This is a genomic window from Chryseobacterium sp. GP-SGM7 (assembly GCF_049166575.1).
In the GTDB taxonomy this organism is placed as follows: domain Bacteria; phylum Bacteroidota; class Bacteroidia; order Flavobacteriales; family Weeksellaceae; genus Chryseobacterium.
Genome location: NZ_JBMHFF010000005.1, coordinates 54,669 through 69,701, shown reverse-complemented (window position 1 = coordinate 69,701; position 15,033 = coordinate 54,669). Strand labels below are relative to the sequence as shown.

The 15,033-nt window shown below is 34.1% G+C and carries 15 protein-coding genes and 1 tRNA gene; 14 read left to right on the top strand and 2 right to left on the bottom strand.

What is annotated here, in order from left to right:
- The first annotated feature begins 8 nt into the window (after nt 1-8).
- From ACOOWA_RS17055 to ACOOWA_RS17005, 11 genes are all read left to right on the top strand, one after another.
- On the top strand, nt 9-476 hold the full coding sequence (locus ACOOWA_RS17055) for a lipocalin family protein (RefSeq protein ID WP_421377024.1): 468 nt from the start codon (nt 9-11) through the stop codon (nt 474-476).
- A 183-nt stretch (nt 477-659) separates the two neighbouring features.
- Nucleotides 660-3,698: a leucine--tRNA ligase gene (locus ACOOWA_RS17050; RefSeq protein WP_421377023.1), complete on the top strand. Its 3,039-nt coding sequence runs from the start codon at nt 660-662 to the stop codon at nt 3,696-3,698.
- Between the two features lie 238 nt (nt 3,699-3,936).
- Nucleotides 3,937-4,800 carry a MotA/TolQ/ExbB proton channel family protein gene (locus tag ACOOWA_RS17045; RefSeq protein ID WP_074232066.1) on the top strand — a complete coding sequence of 288 codons (864 nt, stop codon included), beginning with the start codon at nt 3,937-3,939 and terminating at the stop codon, nt 4,798-4,800.
- Between the two features lie 59 nt (nt 4,801-4,859).
- Nucleotides 4,860-5,468, top strand: a complete 609-nt coding sequence (locus tag ACOOWA_RS17040) for an ExbD/TolR family protein (protein ID WP_421377022.1) — start codon at nt 4,860-4,862, stop codon at nt 5,466-5,468.
- Nucleotides 5,469-5,480: 12 nt separating this feature from the next.
- On the top strand, nt 5,481-6,023 hold the full coding sequence (locus ACOOWA_RS17035) for an ExbD/TolR family protein (RefSeq protein WP_421377020.1): 543 nt from the start codon (nt 5,481-5,483) through the stop codon (nt 6,021-6,023).
- A 42-nt stretch (nt 6,024-6,065) separates the two neighbouring features.
- Nucleotides 6,066-6,908, top strand: a complete 843-nt coding sequence (locus ACOOWA_RS17030) for an energy transducer TonB (RefSeq protein ID WP_421377019.1) — start codon at nt 6,066-6,068, stop codon at nt 6,906-6,908.
- A gap of 73 nt (nt 6,909-6,981) precedes the next feature.
- Nucleotides 6,982-7,170 carry a C4-dicarboxylate ABC transporter gene (locus tag ACOOWA_RS17025; protein ID WP_421377017.1) on the top strand — a complete coding sequence of 63 codons (189 nt, stop codon included), beginning with the start codon at nt 6,982-6,984 and terminating at the stop codon, nt 7,168-7,170.
- Nucleotides 7,160-8,032, top strand: coding sequence for a PstS family phosphate ABC transporter substrate-binding protein (locus ACOOWA_RS17020; RefSeq protein ID WP_421377016.1), 873 nt, complete (start codon nt 7,160-7,162; stop codon nt 8,030-8,032). The genes ACOOWA_RS17025 and ACOOWA_RS17020 overlap by 11 nt, the downstream gene beginning before the upstream one ends.
- A 102-nt stretch (nt 8,033-8,134) precedes the next feature.
- The gene (locus ACOOWA_RS17015) at nt 8,135-9,781 is read left to right on the top strand and encodes a tetratricopeptide repeat protein (protein WP_421377014.1); all 1,647 of its coding nucleotides are present in this window, start codon (nt 8,135-8,137) and stop codon (nt 9,779-9,781) included.
- A 130-nt stretch (nt 9,782-9,911) separates the two neighbouring features.
- Entirely contained in the window at nt 9,912-10,631 is a 720-nt protein-coding gene (gene bshB1, locus ACOOWA_RS17010) for a bacillithiol biosynthesis deacetylase BshB1 (protein WP_421377012.1), read from the top strand.
- 35 nt (nt 10,632-10,666) lie between these two features.
- Nucleotides 10,667-10,742: transfer RNA gene (locus tag ACOOWA_RS17005), tRNA-His, on the top strand.
- 141 nt (nt 10,743-10,883) lie between these two features.
- Here the strand turns inward: ACOOWA_RS17005 and ACOOWA_RS17000 are convergent.
- Together ACOOWA_RS17000 and ACOOWA_RS16995 are read right to left on the bottom strand one after the other, a co-directional pair.
- Nucleotides 10,884-11,219: a DUF3276 family protein gene (locus ACOOWA_RS17000; RefSeq protein WP_029295477.1), complete on the bottom strand. Its 336-nt coding sequence runs from the start codon at nt 11,217-11,219 to the stop codon at nt 10,884-10,886.
- A 99-nt stretch (nt 11,220-11,318) separates the two neighbouring features.
- A complete protein-coding gene (locus ACOOWA_RS16995) occupies nt 11,319-12,980 on the bottom strand; it encodes an ABC transporter ATP-binding protein (protein ID WP_421377010.1) in 1,662 nt (553 codons plus the stop codon).
- Between the two features lie 90 nt (nt 12,981-13,070).
- Between ACOOWA_RS16995 and nusB the strand changes: the two genes are divergently transcribed.
- Genes nusB through yajC form a run of 3 tightly spaced genes read left to right on the top strand, consistent with a single transcriptional unit; the run spans nt 13,071 to nt 14,869 of the window.
- The gene (gene nusB, locus ACOOWA_RS16990) at nt 13,071-13,976 is read left to right on the top strand and encodes a transcription antitermination factor NusB (protein ID WP_421377009.1); all 906 of its coding nucleotides are present in this window, start codon (nt 13,071-13,073) and stop codon (nt 13,974-13,976) included.
- Between the two features lie 12 nt (nt 13,977-13,988).
- Nucleotides 13,989-14,507, top strand: a complete 519-nt coding sequence (locus ACOOWA_RS16985) for a DUF1573 domain-containing protein (RefSeq protein ID WP_421377007.1) — start codon at nt 13,989-13,991, stop codon at nt 14,505-14,507.
- A gap of 11 nt (nt 14,508-14,518) precedes the next feature.
- Complete coding sequence (yajC, locus tag ACOOWA_RS16980; RefSeq protein ID WP_421377006.1) at nt 14,519-14,869, top strand: preprotein translocase subunit YajC; 351 nt, start codon at nt 14,519-14,521, stop codon at nt 14,867-14,869.
- Nucleotides 14,870-15,033: the final 164 nt, after the last annotated feature.

Genomic DNA, 15,033 nt, shown 5'->3' with positions numbered 1-15,033 from the left:
TTTGATCTATGAAGAAATTAGCATTTATTGCAGGATTATCATTATTAGCTTTTACAGGATGTAATGACGACGAGACGACAGAGCAGGTATTTCCTCTTGTAGGAACGTGGTCGCCAACCAAAGAAGTAAGAACATCAGTTCCGGCAAATGGAGCAGGTGTTTCTGATGAAATTGCTTATACAGACTGTCAAAAAGAATCAAGATGGGTTTTTAATGAAAATATGTCGGGACAAAGAACCAACAAAGATTTAGCGGGTACAACGCCGACTTGTTCTACAATTTCTCAGCGTAATTTTTCTTACATTTATAGTGCTTCAGAAAAAAATATTGAGATCAAATATCAGGGAACTGTAGTAGCAGATAAAGGTAAAATAGTATTATTGGATGCTACAACAATGAATCTTAAAATTGAAGATACTACCGATCCTACAACTTATAAATCTACAACCTATACTTTCAAAAGAATTGCTCAATAATAAAAGGTATTGGGTAAAATATACAATCTCATCGCAAGGTGAGATTTTTTTTGTTTAAATCATAGGTTAGATTTAATGCAAAATCAATTTCCATTTCTTTTAAATTCATTATTTTTGTGAAAATTAGGATTAGAATTTAAAAATCTAATATCTAAAATATAACATCTAATATCTATAAATAAAGTGTTTTACGATCATCAGCAGATAGAAAAAAAGTGGCAGAAATATTGGGAAGACAATCAAACCTACAAAACTTCCGATAACACAGACAAACCTAAATTTTATGTTCTCGATATGTTTCCGTATCCTTCCGGAGCAGGGCTTCATGTAGGCCATCCGCTTGGATATATTGCATCAGATATTTATGCGAGATATAAAAGACATCAAGGTTTCAATGTTCTGCATCCGGTTGGTTACGATTCTTTCGGACTTCCTGCTGAGCAATATGCAATTCAGACAGGGCAACATCCTGCAATTACGACTGAGCAAAACATTACAAGATACAAAGAGCAGTTAAGAAAAATTGGTTTTTCTTTCGACTGGAGCAGGGAAGTGAGAACTTCAGATGCTTCTTATTATAAATGGACACAATGGATTTTCATTGAGCTGTTCCATTCTTGGTATAATAAAAATACTGATAAAGCAGAATCGATTTCTACTTTAATTAAACATTTCGAAGAAAAGGGAACAGAAGAATTAAACGCCAATCAAAACGATGAATTAAATTTCACGGCAGAAGAATGGAAATCTGCTTCTGAAATTGATAAAGAAGATATTTTATTAAATTATCGTTTAGCATATAGAGCAGAAACTACGGTGAACTGGTGTCCTGCTTTGGGAACAGTTTTAGCAAACGACGAAGTAAAAGACGGAAAATCTGAACGAGGAGGGTTTCCTGTTTTCCAAAAGAAAATGATGCAGTGGAGCATGAGAATTTCTGCGTATTCTGAAAGATTATTGCAAGGTCTGAAAACTTTGGACTGGCCACAGCCGTTGAAAGATTCTCAGGAATACTGGATCGGGAAATCTCAGGGAGCGCAGGTGAAATTCTTAGTTGATGGTTTACAGTTGTCGGTTGATAGTGATGAAACAACCAACCAAAAACCAACAACCAACAACTACATAGAAGTTTTCACCACAAGACCTGACACGATTTTTGGCGCAACTTTTATGGTTTTAGCTCCTGAAAATCCTTTAGTGGAAACCATTACCACAGAAGCTCAGAAAACAGAAGTAGAAAATTATATTGAAGAAACTTCCAAAAAAACTGAAAGAGACAGAATGTCTGACGTGAAAAACGTTTCAGGTGCTTTCACAGGAAGTTATGCAGTCAATCCGTTCAGCGGAGAAAAAATGCCGATCTATATTTCAGATTATGTTTTGATGGGGTACGGAACGGGAGCTGTTATGGCTGTTCCTGCGCATGATGAGCGTGATCACCGGTTTGCAAAGAAATTTAATTTAAAAATTAAAAAAGTTGTAGAAACTGAAGAAGATATTCAGGAGAAATCTTTTGATTCTAAAGATTCCGTTTGTGTGAATTCTGATTTCTTAAACGGTTTAAAATATAATGAAGCAAAAACAAAAATAATTTCTGAAATCGAAAACAAAGGAATCGGTCACGGAACAACAAATTACAGACAACGTGATGCAATTTTCTCAAGACAGCGTTATTGGGGAGAGCCAGTTCCTATCTATTATAAGGATGGAATGCCTTATACGTTGCCGACTTCTGCATTGCCTCTGGAACTTCCTGAAGTTGAAAAATATTTACCAACAGAAGATGGTGATCCACCATTAGGAAATGCAAAAACTTTTGCTTGGGACGAAGCCAACCAAAAAATTGTGGATACCGATTTAATTGATGAGAAAAGTATTTTTCCGTTAGAATTATCTACAATGCCGGGTTGGGCGGGAAGTTCTTGGTATTTCTTAAGATATATGGATCCTAATAATGATGAGGTTTTTGCTAATAAAGAACTTTCAGATTATTGGGGGCAAGTAGATTTATATATTGGAGGTAGTGAGCATGCAACCGGTCACTTATTGTATTCCCGCTTTTGGAATATGTTTTTAAAAGACAGAGGATATATTAATAATGATGAGCCTTTCCAAAAGTTGATCAATCAGGGGATGATTTTGGGGATGAGTGCGTTTGTGTATAGAGCTGCTGCTAAAGCGGGAAATTCCAACTCATTATCAGTAGATAGACCTATTTTTATTTCAAAAAAAATAGCTGAAGCGTTAGGAGGTAATCCTGATGAATCAATTGAGAAAAGAAAGTTATTTGATATTTATATTACTGCAACTAATACAATTATTCAAAAATTTGGATTACAGCACATTAGTACGGAGAAACCAGTTCCACTACATGTTGATATATCTCTTTTAAAAGGAGGAAGTGATGAATTAGATATTGAAAAACTTAGAGAATGGAGAAAGGAATTCAAGCAGGCTATTTTTATTACTGAATCAGGAGAGGTTATTTTTGAAGGGGAGGAAGTTAAAGACGGAAAATACATCACAGGTCGTGAAGTAGAAAAAATGTCTAAATCTAAATACAATGTTGTAAATCCTGATGATATTTGTGAAGAATACGGTGCAGACGGTTTAAGACTGTATGAAATGTTCTTAGGTCCTTTAGAGCAATCGAAACCTTGGAACACGCAAGGTCTAAGTGGAGTTTACGGTTTCCTGAAAAAATTCTGGAATCTTTATTTTAACGAAGATCAATTTGAAATTTCAGAAGAACAGCCTACAAAAGCTGAATATAAAGTTTTACATACTTTAATAAAAAAGGTTGTTTACGACATAGAAAACTTCTCTTTCAACACGTCTGTATCTTCATTTATGATCGCTGTAAACGAATTGCAGAAATTAAAGTGCAATAAACGCAATATATTAGAACCTTTAGCCGTTATAATTTCCCCTTACGCACCACATATTTGCGAAGAGGTATGGAATTTGATGGGAAATAATTCTTCAATTGAGTTTGAAAATTTCCCGATTTTGAATGAAGAATATTTAATTGAAGATGAAATTGAATATCCTGTAAGTGTAAACGGTAGAATGAAATTTAAAATTGCCCTTCCGGCAACATTATCTGCTCAAGAGGTAGAAGATTTGGTGCTTCAGAATGAAAAAATGGGAGTGCTTTTAGAAGGTAAAACCCCTAAAAAAATCATTGTTGTACCAAAAAGAATCGTTAATATCGTAATTTAAAAGAAATTTAACATTGGTAAAATCAAAAATTTAAGGTATTTAAATTTTTGATTTTATAACGTATTTTCAGAAAATAAAAAAAATTAATAATATAATTAAATATAATTGCGATATATAAATCGTTTCAAATTATCATTATCAAAAAAAGATAAAATGTTATTTGATACTATTGCATTTTAATTAATTTTGCCTTTATTTTACAATTCTAAAATTTTAAAACAATATAATTTAGTTAAATATGGAAATGAATGTTTCAAAAAATGATGAGCAAGTAGTTGCTAGAAAAGCAGGAGGCCTTAATCCAGCTGTAATTATTCCTATCCTATTGGTTATAGGAATTTGTATTTGGTTATTCGTACTGGGTAGCCCGGGTAACTTTAAAGCTGATCCAAGATTAGCAGGAGCGTCAGTTGCTTTTTCTGATGTGGAAGGTAAAGAGATGCATCCTGAAGGATTTTTGGGAATGATCTACATGGGAGGTATTATTGTACCTTTATTGGTAACATTCATGATTACGGTAATCGTTTTCTCATTTGAAAGATATTTTGTTTTGAACAAAGCTTCAGGTGCAGGTAACGTAGATAACTTCGTAGTAAAAGTAAGAAGTTTATTAAATAGCAATAAAGTTGACGAAGCTTTAGAAGAGTGCGACAGACAACAAGGTTCTGTAGGGAACGTTGTAAAAGAAGGTCTTACAACTTACAAAGCTTTAGCTCATGATACAACTCTTAACAAAGAACAGAAAATGGTTGCTCTAAATAAAGCTATCGAAGAGGCTACAACTCTTGAGATGCCAATGCTAGAGAAAAACATGATGATTCTTTCTACTTTAGGTACTGTTGCAACATTAGTAGCACTATTGGGAACGGTAATCGGGATGATTAGAGCATTCTTCGCTTTAGGAGCTGGAGGTGGTACTCCGGATGCAGCTGCATTATCAATTGGTATTTCTGAAGCCTTGATTAACACGGCATTAGGTATTGGTACTTCTGCAGTAGCGATTATCCTTTACAACTTCTTTACTTCAAAAATTGACGGATTGACTTATAAGATCGATGAGATCGCTATGAGCATTCAGCAGTCTTTTGCAGAATTTCACTAAGAAATAGTGAGTCTGTGTTTTTACACAAAAAAAGAAGTTTAATAATTAGATAATTAATAATGGCGAGAATAAAACCAAAAAGACATGGTGTAGTTACGGATATGACCGCAATGTGCGACGTTACGTTCCTACTACTTACGTTCTTTATTATGACCACTCAGTTCAAAAAACCTGATGTGGAGCAGATCAAACCGCCATCTTCAATCTCAGAGAAGTTACTTCCTGATGCAAGTTTAATGACTATTAATGCTACTCCGGACGGAAAATTTTATTTCCAGCCAGTAGAAAATGCAACAGAGAGATTAAAGCTTTTAGAGAATATGGGTAAAAAGTACAACGTTACTTTTAGCGATAAAGAAAAAGCAGCATTCCAAAAAGTACAGGCAATCGGAGTTCCTATGAGCCAGTTGAGAAGCTATTTGGATATGCCGGAAGATGAGCAGAAAAATTATAAGAGTCCTACAGGGATTCCAATGGACAGTACAAATAAGCAATTAACTGACTGGGTAAAAGAAAGTTTAAACGTTAACCCTGATTACAAATTGGCAATCAAGGGTGATGTCACAACAGAATATCCTAAAGTGAAGAGTTTATTTGAAGGTTTAAGAGATATCGATTTTCTTAAATTTTGGTTGATTACATCACAAGAAGGTAAGCCTAACGAATAATAGAGAGAAGAAATGGCAGAAGTACAAGTACAGGATAAGAGTGCCAAAGGTGGCAAAGTTCGATCCAAGAAAAACAACCCCAGAGTCGATATGACTCCGATGGTTGACCTTAATTTCTTACTATTGATGTTCTTTATGTTTACATCAACGTTTAGTAAACCGAATGTGATGGATTTGGGTCTTCCGGCAAAACCGAAAGATGAATCTCAAAAACCACCTCCCACGGAAATTGATTTATCCAATTCAATTACCTTATTGCTAGGTAAGGATAACAAAATTTTCTGGCATCAGCAAGATCCCGCGGGTCTTAATGATCAGACAATGTATGAAACTTCTTCAGATAGAGAAGGTATTAGAGAAGTTATAAAGGAAGCAAAAGCAAGGGCTAAAAAGAAAGATCTGTTTACAGTAATTATAAAGCCCACTGACGATGCAGTATATAAGAACTTTGTAGATATTCTTGATGAGATGGCAATTACGAAGAGTGAAAGATACGGTGTAACCGATCTTAAGCCTTATGAAAAAGCGATCTACGATAAGAAAGTAGGTAACTAATTGGTTACTGCAAAGTAATTTAACATTTAAATTTGCAATATAATGGCAGATGAAAATATTTACGGTCAAAATCTTACTTTAGACGAGATTGTATTTGAAAATAGAAATAAAGAATATGGTGCTTACGATATTAGACATCAGTATCCTAGATTGCTGACAAAGTCTTTTATTATTGGTACAGGATTATTCTTGGTAACTGCTTTGTCGCCTTTCATTTATATGACGATTAAGAATATGAATGCAGAGGCACCAAAAGAAGTAAACTCAGAATTGATGGAAATCATTGAAGAGGAACCTATCATTGAGCAGCCAAAAGAAGAAGAACCACCTCCACCTCCGCCTCCAAAGGAAGAAGAGAAAATTGAGATTATCCAAAACGTAGTTCCGGAACCGGTGAAAGCTCCGAAAGTGGAGACTCCACCGCCACCGATTTCTAAGCAATTAGAAACTACAACTGGTTTAGTCGCTCAGGAGGGGGTAAAAGCTCCGGCTTATACGCCACCTCCACCGCCACCATCTACAGGTACTAAAGCTTCTACAGCAGAAGTAAAACCCCAGGTGAGCGATACGCAAGTATACAGCGAGGTTGAGCAGACTGCGGAATTCCCGGGAGGGATTAATGCATTCAGAAATAAAGTTTCTGGTAACTTTGATGGTTCAGCAATGAATGGTGATGAAGGTACTGTAAAAACTGAAATCACTTTCGTTGTGGAAAGAGATGGATCTATTACTGATGTAAAAGCTAACGGTAAAAATTCTGACTTTAATTCAGAAGCTGTTAGAACAATTAAGTCTATTAAAAATAAATGGACTCCTGCAAAAATCAATGGTCAATCTGTTCGTTACCGTTTCAGACTACCTTTAACAATGAATTTTGAAGGTTAATATTTATTTTAAATAATAATTAAAAAAGAGAAGCTTATGCTTCTCTTTTTATTTTTTTTAATATTTTTGTTGTATGATGTTCAATTGGTTATCTCTTGTTGCAGGAATCTGTTATGTTGTTTTAGGAATCGTAATGATGATTTATAAATTCCTCGAGCCTGTCTATGCTTATTCATTAGGTACTGTGTTAATTCTGTACGGAATTTTCAGAATCTGGAGAGCTATTTCTAAATTTAGAAGCACTGAAGAAGATGAAGAATAGTACTGGTTCACTGCTCATTTTATCTCTTTTATTTATTCTTGGTTGTTCTAAAAAAACAGAATCAAAAGTTTCTTACAATAAGGGAGAAATGACAATTTCAACAGATGAGTCTTTTAAAAGTGTAACAGAAGCTTTGGCAGAAGGATATATGATCAGCTATCCGGAAACTAAAATCAAAGTGGTTACCAATAAAGAAGATTTGGGCTTTCTTGATTTATTGAATGATAAGGTGAGAATTTCTGTGATGTCTAAAGAATTATCTCCTGAAGAAGTTAAGGCTTACGAAGAAAAAGTTGATATGAAAATCATTCCGGCAAGATTTGCTGCAGATGCTGTTGTATTCTTTGTTCCAAAAAATTCCGAGAAATCAGGTATTACGATGGAAGAAATTTCTTCAGGCTTACAGTCTGATGAAAAGAATTTTGTTTTCGATGGTACCAATTCCAGTAATTTGAATTTTGTAGCACAGAAGCTTAAAAAACAACCAAAGGATCTTAAATTTTCTATTATTCCGGGGAGCATTAATGTTATTGAGGAATTAAATAAATATCCAAACAAAATTGGTGTAATCGGTCTGAATACAATTAGCAGACCTTATGATAAAGAAGCGCAGAAACTTAGGGAAATGATAAAAATTCTTCCTGTCACAGACAAAGGAAAATCTTATTCTCCGGATTTTGATGGTTTAAGAGAAATGAAATATCCATTTACAAGAGTTCTTTATTTCTTAACAAACGAAGGTAATTTTAACATTGCTAATGGTTTTATTAGATACTCGTGTACTCAATTGGGGCAGATGATTGTTGAAAAAGAAGGATTGCAGCCTTATAATATCTATAGGCGCGAAGTTCAAATGCGTTAAAAAATCTTAATATTAGCTTTTATACAATTTAAATATGTTATTTTGGTCTGAAAATTGTGTAATTATAATTCGGTTTTTTAAAATAGAAAAGTTTAAATAATAATGAAAGATATAATGATTATGAATGTTAAGAAGATTGCTTTAGGAGCATCAGTGGTATTTTTTACCAATTTTGCTTTTGCTCAAACATTGCAAGATGGTATAAACAGTATTGATAGCGATAAATTTGCTGCTGCAAAAACCAATTTTTCTGCAATGATTTCAAAAGAGCCTACAGCAGAAAACTATTTTTACTTAGGAAATACTTTCTTAAGACAGGCAGAGCCAGATTTTGTTTCAGCAACAGAAAACTTCAATAAAGGTTTGGCTGCTGATAAGAAAAGTTATTTAAACCAGATAGGTTTGGCAACCGTGAAATTAGGCAAAGGTGACAAATCTGCAATTGCTGAAATTCAGAAGATTGCTGATTCAAGAGAAAAAGACGCTGAAGTTCAATATAGAGCTGCAGAAGCTTTAACTTTATTCGAGAAAAATAACTCTCCAGATTTAGCAATTCAGTTTTTGAATAAAGCAATTGAAAGAGCTTCTAAAAAAGAAGTTCCTGCATATTACTATTATACTTTAGGTGATGCTTACAGATTAAAAAGAGTTCCTGGAGATGCAATGTCTGCTTATGATAAAGCCTTGCCTTTAGCTAAAAATAAAGCGTCTGTTCACACAAGAATAGGTACTTTGTGGATGGCTGCTCAACAGTGGCAACAGGCTAAAACTAGTATTGAAAAAGCAATTTCTACAGATGCAACATATGCTCCGGCGTATAAAGCTTTAGCGGCTTACAATATTAAATATCAGGAAAATGCAAAAGCGACTCAGGATTTGATCAACTATACAAAATATGCTGATGAAGATCCATACACTCAATTAGAGATTGCTAAATTGTATTTTACTAACGAAGATTATGCAAATTCTAAAGCTATCTTAGATAAAATTTTTGATAAAATCAACGATCCTATCAAATTTAAATTAAGAGCTTATGTAGATTATGCAGATGGAAAATATGCAGAAGCCAAGCAAAATATGGATACTTTTGTGTCTCAGGCAGAAAAATCAAGAATTCAGCCGGCTGATCAAGGTTTAATGGGATTAATTGCTGCAGGTTTAGCTAAAACTGAAACTGACGCCGCTAAAAAATCAGCATTACAAGCAGAATCTCAACAAAAAATTGCGATCGCAAAAGGAGCTAAAGATGAGACTTTGAAATGGGATATGGAATTAGCCAAAATTAATGGTGGAGGTGCTTCTCAGGCTTCTGTAGATGCAGGACCAACCAGCCCCGCAATCGAAGCTTTGAAAAAACAAGTTGCAGCAAATCCTCAAGATTCTGATGCATTATATAAATTAGCAAATGCTTACCAGGATGCTAAAAACTGGAATGGAGCTATCGTTACATGGCAGAAAATGAGCGGTCTGCTTCCGGATTGGGCTCCTGCTTATTACAGTCAGGGTTATGCTTATCAGCAAGCTGGTAATAATGATGCAGCAAAAATTGCTTATGAGAAATTTATATCAACAGTAAAACCGGCAGATGTTGAAGCCAATAAACAAACTCTTGCATACGCATATTTTGCAGTAGCTTATCTTGAAAAAGATAAAGATGTGGCTAAAGCTAAAGACTATGTTGCAAAATCTTTACAGTTGGATCCTACTTATCAGGATGCTGTGAAACTAAATGGAGAAATTAATAAATAATCTGAAATTTAAATCATAAGTATAAAAACTTCCCATTCGTAATGTTTGGGAAGTTTTTGTTTTAAATGTTACCTTTGAAAAAATTAAAACTATGCTCATTGTAATATGAGTGATTACAAAGTTAAAATAAATGAAAACAGATATACTTGCTTTTGGAGCTCATCCTGATGATGTAGAATTAGGATGTGGAGGAACAATTGCTAAATTGATTTCGGAAGGAAAAACCTGCGTTATTATAGACTTAACTAAAGGCGAACTGGGAACTCGCGGAACTGACCTTACAAGAAAAGAAGAAGCTACAGAAGCTGCAAAAATTCTGGGAGTTGCTGTAAGAGAAAATTTGGGACTGAAAGATGGTTTTTTGGTTAATTCTGAAGAATATCAGATGGAGATTGTAAAAATGGTCCGCAAATACCGTCCGGAAATCGTTTTAGCCAATGCAATTGATGACAGACATCCAGACCATGCAAAAGCTGCGAAATTAGTGTCTGATGCGTGCTTTTTATCTGGACTAAGAAAAATTGAGACCGTTTCAGATGGAGAAGCTCAGGAAATTTGGCGGCCAAAGCAGATTTTCCATTACATCCAGTGGAAAAATATTGTGCCGGAATTTGTAATTGATATTTCAGAATATTTAGGGAAAAAATTGGAAGCCTGTATGGCTTTTAAAACTCAGTTTTACGATCCAAAATCTACAGAACCTGAAACACCAATCACTTCAAAAGACTTTTATGAAAGCTTAACGTATCGCGCTCAAGACCTGGGCCGATTGTCTGGAGTTGCCTATGCAGAAGGGTTTACAACAGAAAAGCTGCTCGCTTTGAAAAATTTTGAAGGAATTGTTTTGTAATTAAATATTCTTTCTTATATTTGCACCACCAAAACGGTGATTGTAGCTCAGTTGGTTAGAGCGCCGGATTGTGGTTCCGGAGGTCGGGGGTTCGAGACCCCTCATTCACCCACATTTGAACACATTTTCTTCATTGAAAATGTGTTTTTTTATGCAAAAATATTGATGAAAATTATTTAGATTTATAAAAATTCAGGCACAAAAAAAGCATCCTTTTTCTCAAGATGCTTGTGTTTTTAGAAATTCTTTTAGTTAAACTTCATCGTCAGAATCGATGGTATACGTTCTGCTTTTGAAATCTTTATCATGCTTTTCTGAAATAACATCCTCACCCTTTTCATTAATGATGAAATCTGTGGACTCATTAAACATCTCCTGAAAACTCTTAAAATCTTCTTTGTAAAGATAAATTTTATGCTTCTCGAATGTGGCCTCTCCATTCTCTCCGAAATTCTTTTTGCTTTCGGTAATTGTAAGATAATAATCTCCTGCTTTCGTCTCGCGCACATCAAAGAAATAAGTTCTTCTCCCCGCTTTTAGCACCTTAGTGAAAATTTCATTTTCATGGCGTTCCTTGTATTCACTCATTATTAGATATTTTTTAATCTTGTTAAGAACAAATATAAAATATTTCTTTTAATCACAAAGTTTTTTTTATGATTTATTTAACAATTCAAAATGTTTTGGCTACGCAGTTGCAGAATTGGTAATTTCGTTAAGATTAAGAATTTTATCAGCTCTTTGAGCGCTAGACTCTCTGTGTGTGATAATTATAGAAGTTGCATTATCTATTTTATCATCAATATTTTCAAGAATATTTTGTTCGGTTTCTGTATCTAATGCAGAAAGTGAATCATCAAAAATAATAATATTTGGGTTCTTAATTAGGGCTCTTGCGATACAGATTCTCTGTTTCTGGCCTCCCGAAAGCATTACTCCACGTTCGCCGACGAGGGTTTTATACTGATCCTTAAAGTCAATAATATTTTTGTGAACGTCTGCAATTTTAGAATATTCCACTACTTTTTCGTGAGTTGGATTGTCGATTGAGAAACCAATATTATGCTCAATTGTATCCGAAAATAAATAGCTTTCCTGCGGAATATATCCAATAAAATTTCTATAGTTTTCTAAATTATGTTCTTTTAAATTCTTACCGTCAATTAAAATTTCGCCTTCCGTAGGATCGATCTGTCTGCAAAGTAGTAAAGCGATTGTTGATTTTCCGCTTCCGGTTTTTCCCATGATGGCCAAAGATTTTCCGGCTTCTATTTTAAAGCTTAAATTTTCTAACGCTTTAATTCCTGTATTTGGATATATGTAAGAAACGTTTTTGAACTCTATATCGCCTTTAATAGGATAATTTTCAAAGTTTTTATTATAAATTTCAGACTGTTTATCCATAAATTCATTAATTCTCTGCATCGAAGCTTCCGCTCTTTGATTGATTGAAGTAACCCAACCCACCATTGAAAATGGCCAGATCAAAATATTGATATACATGAAGAAATCAGCAATTTTACCGACCGTCAATTCTCCTGCAATATATTTTTGTCCGCCAATTAAAATCACAGCAACATTTAATAAACCTATCACGAATAAAATAATCGTAAAGAAATAGGCTTCTGTTTTTGCTAAATCTAAAGCTTTGTTTTGATAATCAGTAACTTTGATGCCGTAATTTTTCTGGATGTACTTTTCCTTTGCAAAATATTTCACAACTCTGATTCCCGAAAAACTGTCCTGTACAAAAGTGGAAATGGCAGACTGACTTTTCTGCATTACTTTTGATTTTTTATTGATAATCGAGCTTACTTTAAATATAATAAAAGATAGAACAGGAAGTGGCAAGAGCGTCCAGACTGTCATTGAAACGTCAGTTTTTAGCATATAAACACTCGTTATCAACAAAAGCACAAGCAGGTTGACAACATACATTACGCCGGGTCCCAAATACATTCTTACCGCTACAATATCCTCACTTAACCGGTTCATTAGATCTCCGATGGTCGTTTGTTTGTAATCTGTCAGCGATAATTCCTGGTAATGTCTGTAAATTTTATTTTTAAGTTCGTATTCAATTCTTCTTGAAGCTACAATGATCGTTTGTCGCATCATAAAAGTGAAGAATCCTGTAAGAAGTGAACAACCGACAATAATGGCAACGTAAATCAAAACCTGTTTATTAAAACCAAGATTTCCATGTTTTGTCAGTTCGTCAACAGATTTACCAACGAACTGTACTTTATATATATTGAAAAAATTACTGGCGATAATGAATAGTAACCCCCAAAACAATAATATTTTGTGCTTCCAAAAGTAAGGGTTCAGAGTTTTCAGTGCTTTCATAAACTTTCACAAAATTACAAAAATTGAAGGAGACTGAGAATTTCATAAATTTTAAATTTCATATCTTTGCACCCATAAAAAGCTCTTTGAATGTTAGGAAGAAGACAAATCCGTGAAAAAGTAGTAGAAAGTGTATATTCGTACTACCAAAATCCTATTAAATTTGATGTTTTGGAAAAAAACATGTTTAGTGGGATAGAGAAAATATATAATCTCTATATTTTCCAGTTAAATTTTTTAGTAGGTCTGAAAGATCTTGCAGAAAATCAGATGGAAATTGGTAAAAACAAATACTTCAAAACAGATTCGGATGTCAACCCCAATCAAAAATTTATCAATAATCAGGTTTTAAAAAAGCTTGAAGAAAACCCTGAAAGATTATTCTTTTCCGGTCAGCATAAAGATTTGAAATGGGATTTACATGACGATATGTTGGTGAAAACTTTCCAACGAATGACTGCAGGAAAGCGTTATCAGGATTTTATGAAAGAAGAAGGGTATTCTTTCGAGGAAGATCAAAAATTTATTGGTAAATTATTTTTAAGATATATTGCTGAAAATGATGATTTCCATGATTATATAGGTGATAGAGAGCTTACCTGGTCGGATGATATTCATATTGCCAATTCAATGGTTCAGAAAACGATCGGTTTCTTAAAAGAAGATGAAGAAAGCAGAACTTTAATTAAAATGATTAAAGATGAAGAAGATAAAACTTTCGCCAGCCAATTGTTGAGATATACATTAAATAACTGGGAAGCAAATGAGAAAAAACTTTCTGAGCGTTTAGAAAACTGGGATCTGGAAAGAGTAGGATTGATGGATAAAGTGATTTTAACGACTGCTATTGCTGAACTTGATAATTTTCCTTTTACACCTTCAAGAGTTATTATTAATGAATATATCGAGATTGCTAAAGTATTTGCTACTGAAAGATCAAATATTTTCATTAACGGAATCTTAGATAAATATTGTAAAGATTTAAATAGAATATAAATATAATTTAATATGAAAAAGACGTTATCAATTATCGCTTTGTCTATTATTGGCTTCGGATTGGTTTCTTGTAAAAAAGAAGAAAATAAAACAACAGAAAACTCTGCAATTGCTGGTGTAGATTCTACCAATGCTCCTTCAGGTGATTCTGCAGTTGCGCCTGTAACTCCGGCTGCGGCAGGTGGTGAAGTTGCAGCTCCTGTAAAATCTAATCAGCCTACAACTACAATTGCATTATCTGAAAGCAATTTCGATTTTGGAAATATCAAAAAAGGATCAAAAGTAAACCACGTTTATGAAGTGACCAATACAGGTACAAACCCGTTAATTATCTCTGAAGTAAAACCTGGATGCGGATGTACTGCTCCTGAATTCACGAAAGACCCAATTATGCCGGGTAAAAAAGGAAAAATTACTTTAAGCTTTGATTCTTCAAACTTTGACGGTGCTGTAAATAAATATGCAGACGTTTTTGCTAACGTAGAAAATGCTCCGGTAAAATTGACGTTCAATGCCAATATTCAACCATAATTAAATATTGTATGTTAACACTATTTTTACAGGCAGCACCTCAGGGAAATTCTACCACCATGTTGATGATGATGGGAGTAATGGTTATAGGATTTTATTTCCTGATGATCAGACCACAAATGAGAAAGCAGAAGCAGGAGAAAAAATTTCAGGAAGAGCTTAAAGTGGGAAGCAGAGTAGTGCTTACTTCTGGTCTTCACGGAAGAATTGCTCAGATTCAGGAGGATGGAGTAGTTATTGAAACACTTTCCGGAAAATTGAAATTTGAGAAAGCAGCAATATCAAGAGAATTTACAGCGACTAGATTTGGCGACAAAGCTGTTGCTGATAAAAAAGAAGTTACAGAAACTGAAAAGAAATAATTTTTAGTTTTAATAATATTGTGTTTCGGCGCGGTAAGCTTTGCTTACCGCGCCGATTTTTTTTCATGTAATCATTTTACACTGTGTCATTCAAAACGTAGCAAAGCAGAGTGAAGAATCTATCTTAATAATCTTAACCACTTAACTAAAACTTTTAAAAGACT

Excerpts from the sequence above, each read along its gene's own strand:
- ACOOWA_RS17055 (WP_421377024.1), top strand. The coding sequence starts at position 9 with ATGAAGAAATTAGCATTTATTGCAGGATTATCATTATTAGCTTTTACA.
- ACOOWA_RS17045 (WP_074232066.1), top strand. The coding sequence starts at position 3,937 with ATGGAAATGAATGTTTCAAAAAATGATGAGCAAGTAGTTGCTAGAAAA.
- ACOOWA_RS17040 (WP_421377022.1), top strand. The coding sequence starts at position 4,860 with ATGGCGAGAATAAAACCAAAAAGACATGGTGTAGTTACGGATATGACC.
- ACOOWA_RS17035 (WP_421377020.1), top strand. The coding sequence starts at position 5,481 with ATGGCAGAAGTACAAGTACAGGATAAGAGTGCCAAAGGTGGCAAAGTT.
- ACOOWA_RS17030 (WP_421377019.1), top strand. The coding sequence starts at position 6,066 with ATGGCAGATGAAAATATTTACGGTCAAAATCTTACTTTAGACGAGATT.
- ACOOWA_RS17025 (WP_421377017.1), top strand. The coding sequence starts at position 6,982 with ATGATGTTCAATTGGTTATCTCTTGTTGCAGGAATCTGTTATGTTGTT.
- ACOOWA_RS17020 (WP_421377016.1), top strand. The coding sequence starts at position 7,160 with ATGAAGAATAGTACTGGTTCACTGCTCATTTTATCTCTTTTATTTATT.
- ACOOWA_RS17015 (WP_421377014.1), top strand. The coding sequence starts at position 8,135 with ATGAAAGATATAATGATTATGAATGTTAAGAAGATTGCTTTAGGAGCA.
- bshB1 (WP_421377012.1), top strand. The coding sequence starts at position 9,912 with ATGAAAACAGATATACTTGCTTTTGGAGCTCATCCTGATGATGTAGAA.
- ACOOWA_RS17000 (WP_029295477.1), bottom strand. The coding sequence starts at position 11,219 with ATGAGTGAATACAAGGAACGCCATGAAAATGAAATTTTCACTAAGGTG.
- ACOOWA_RS16995 (WP_421377010.1), bottom strand. The coding sequence starts at position 12,980 with ATGAAAGCACTGAAAACTCTGAACCCTTACTTTTGGAAGCACAAAATA.
- nusB (WP_421377009.1), top strand. The coding sequence starts at position 13,071 with ATGTTAGGAAGAAGACAAATCCGTGAAAAAGTAGTAGAAAGTGTATAT.
- ACOOWA_RS16985 (WP_421377007.1), top strand. The coding sequence starts at position 13,989 with ATGAAAAAGACGTTATCAATTATCGCTTTGTCTATTATTGGCTTCGGA.
- yajC (WP_421377006.1), top strand. The coding sequence starts at position 14,519 with ATGTTAACACTATTTTTACAGGCAGCACCTCAGGGAAATTCTACCACC.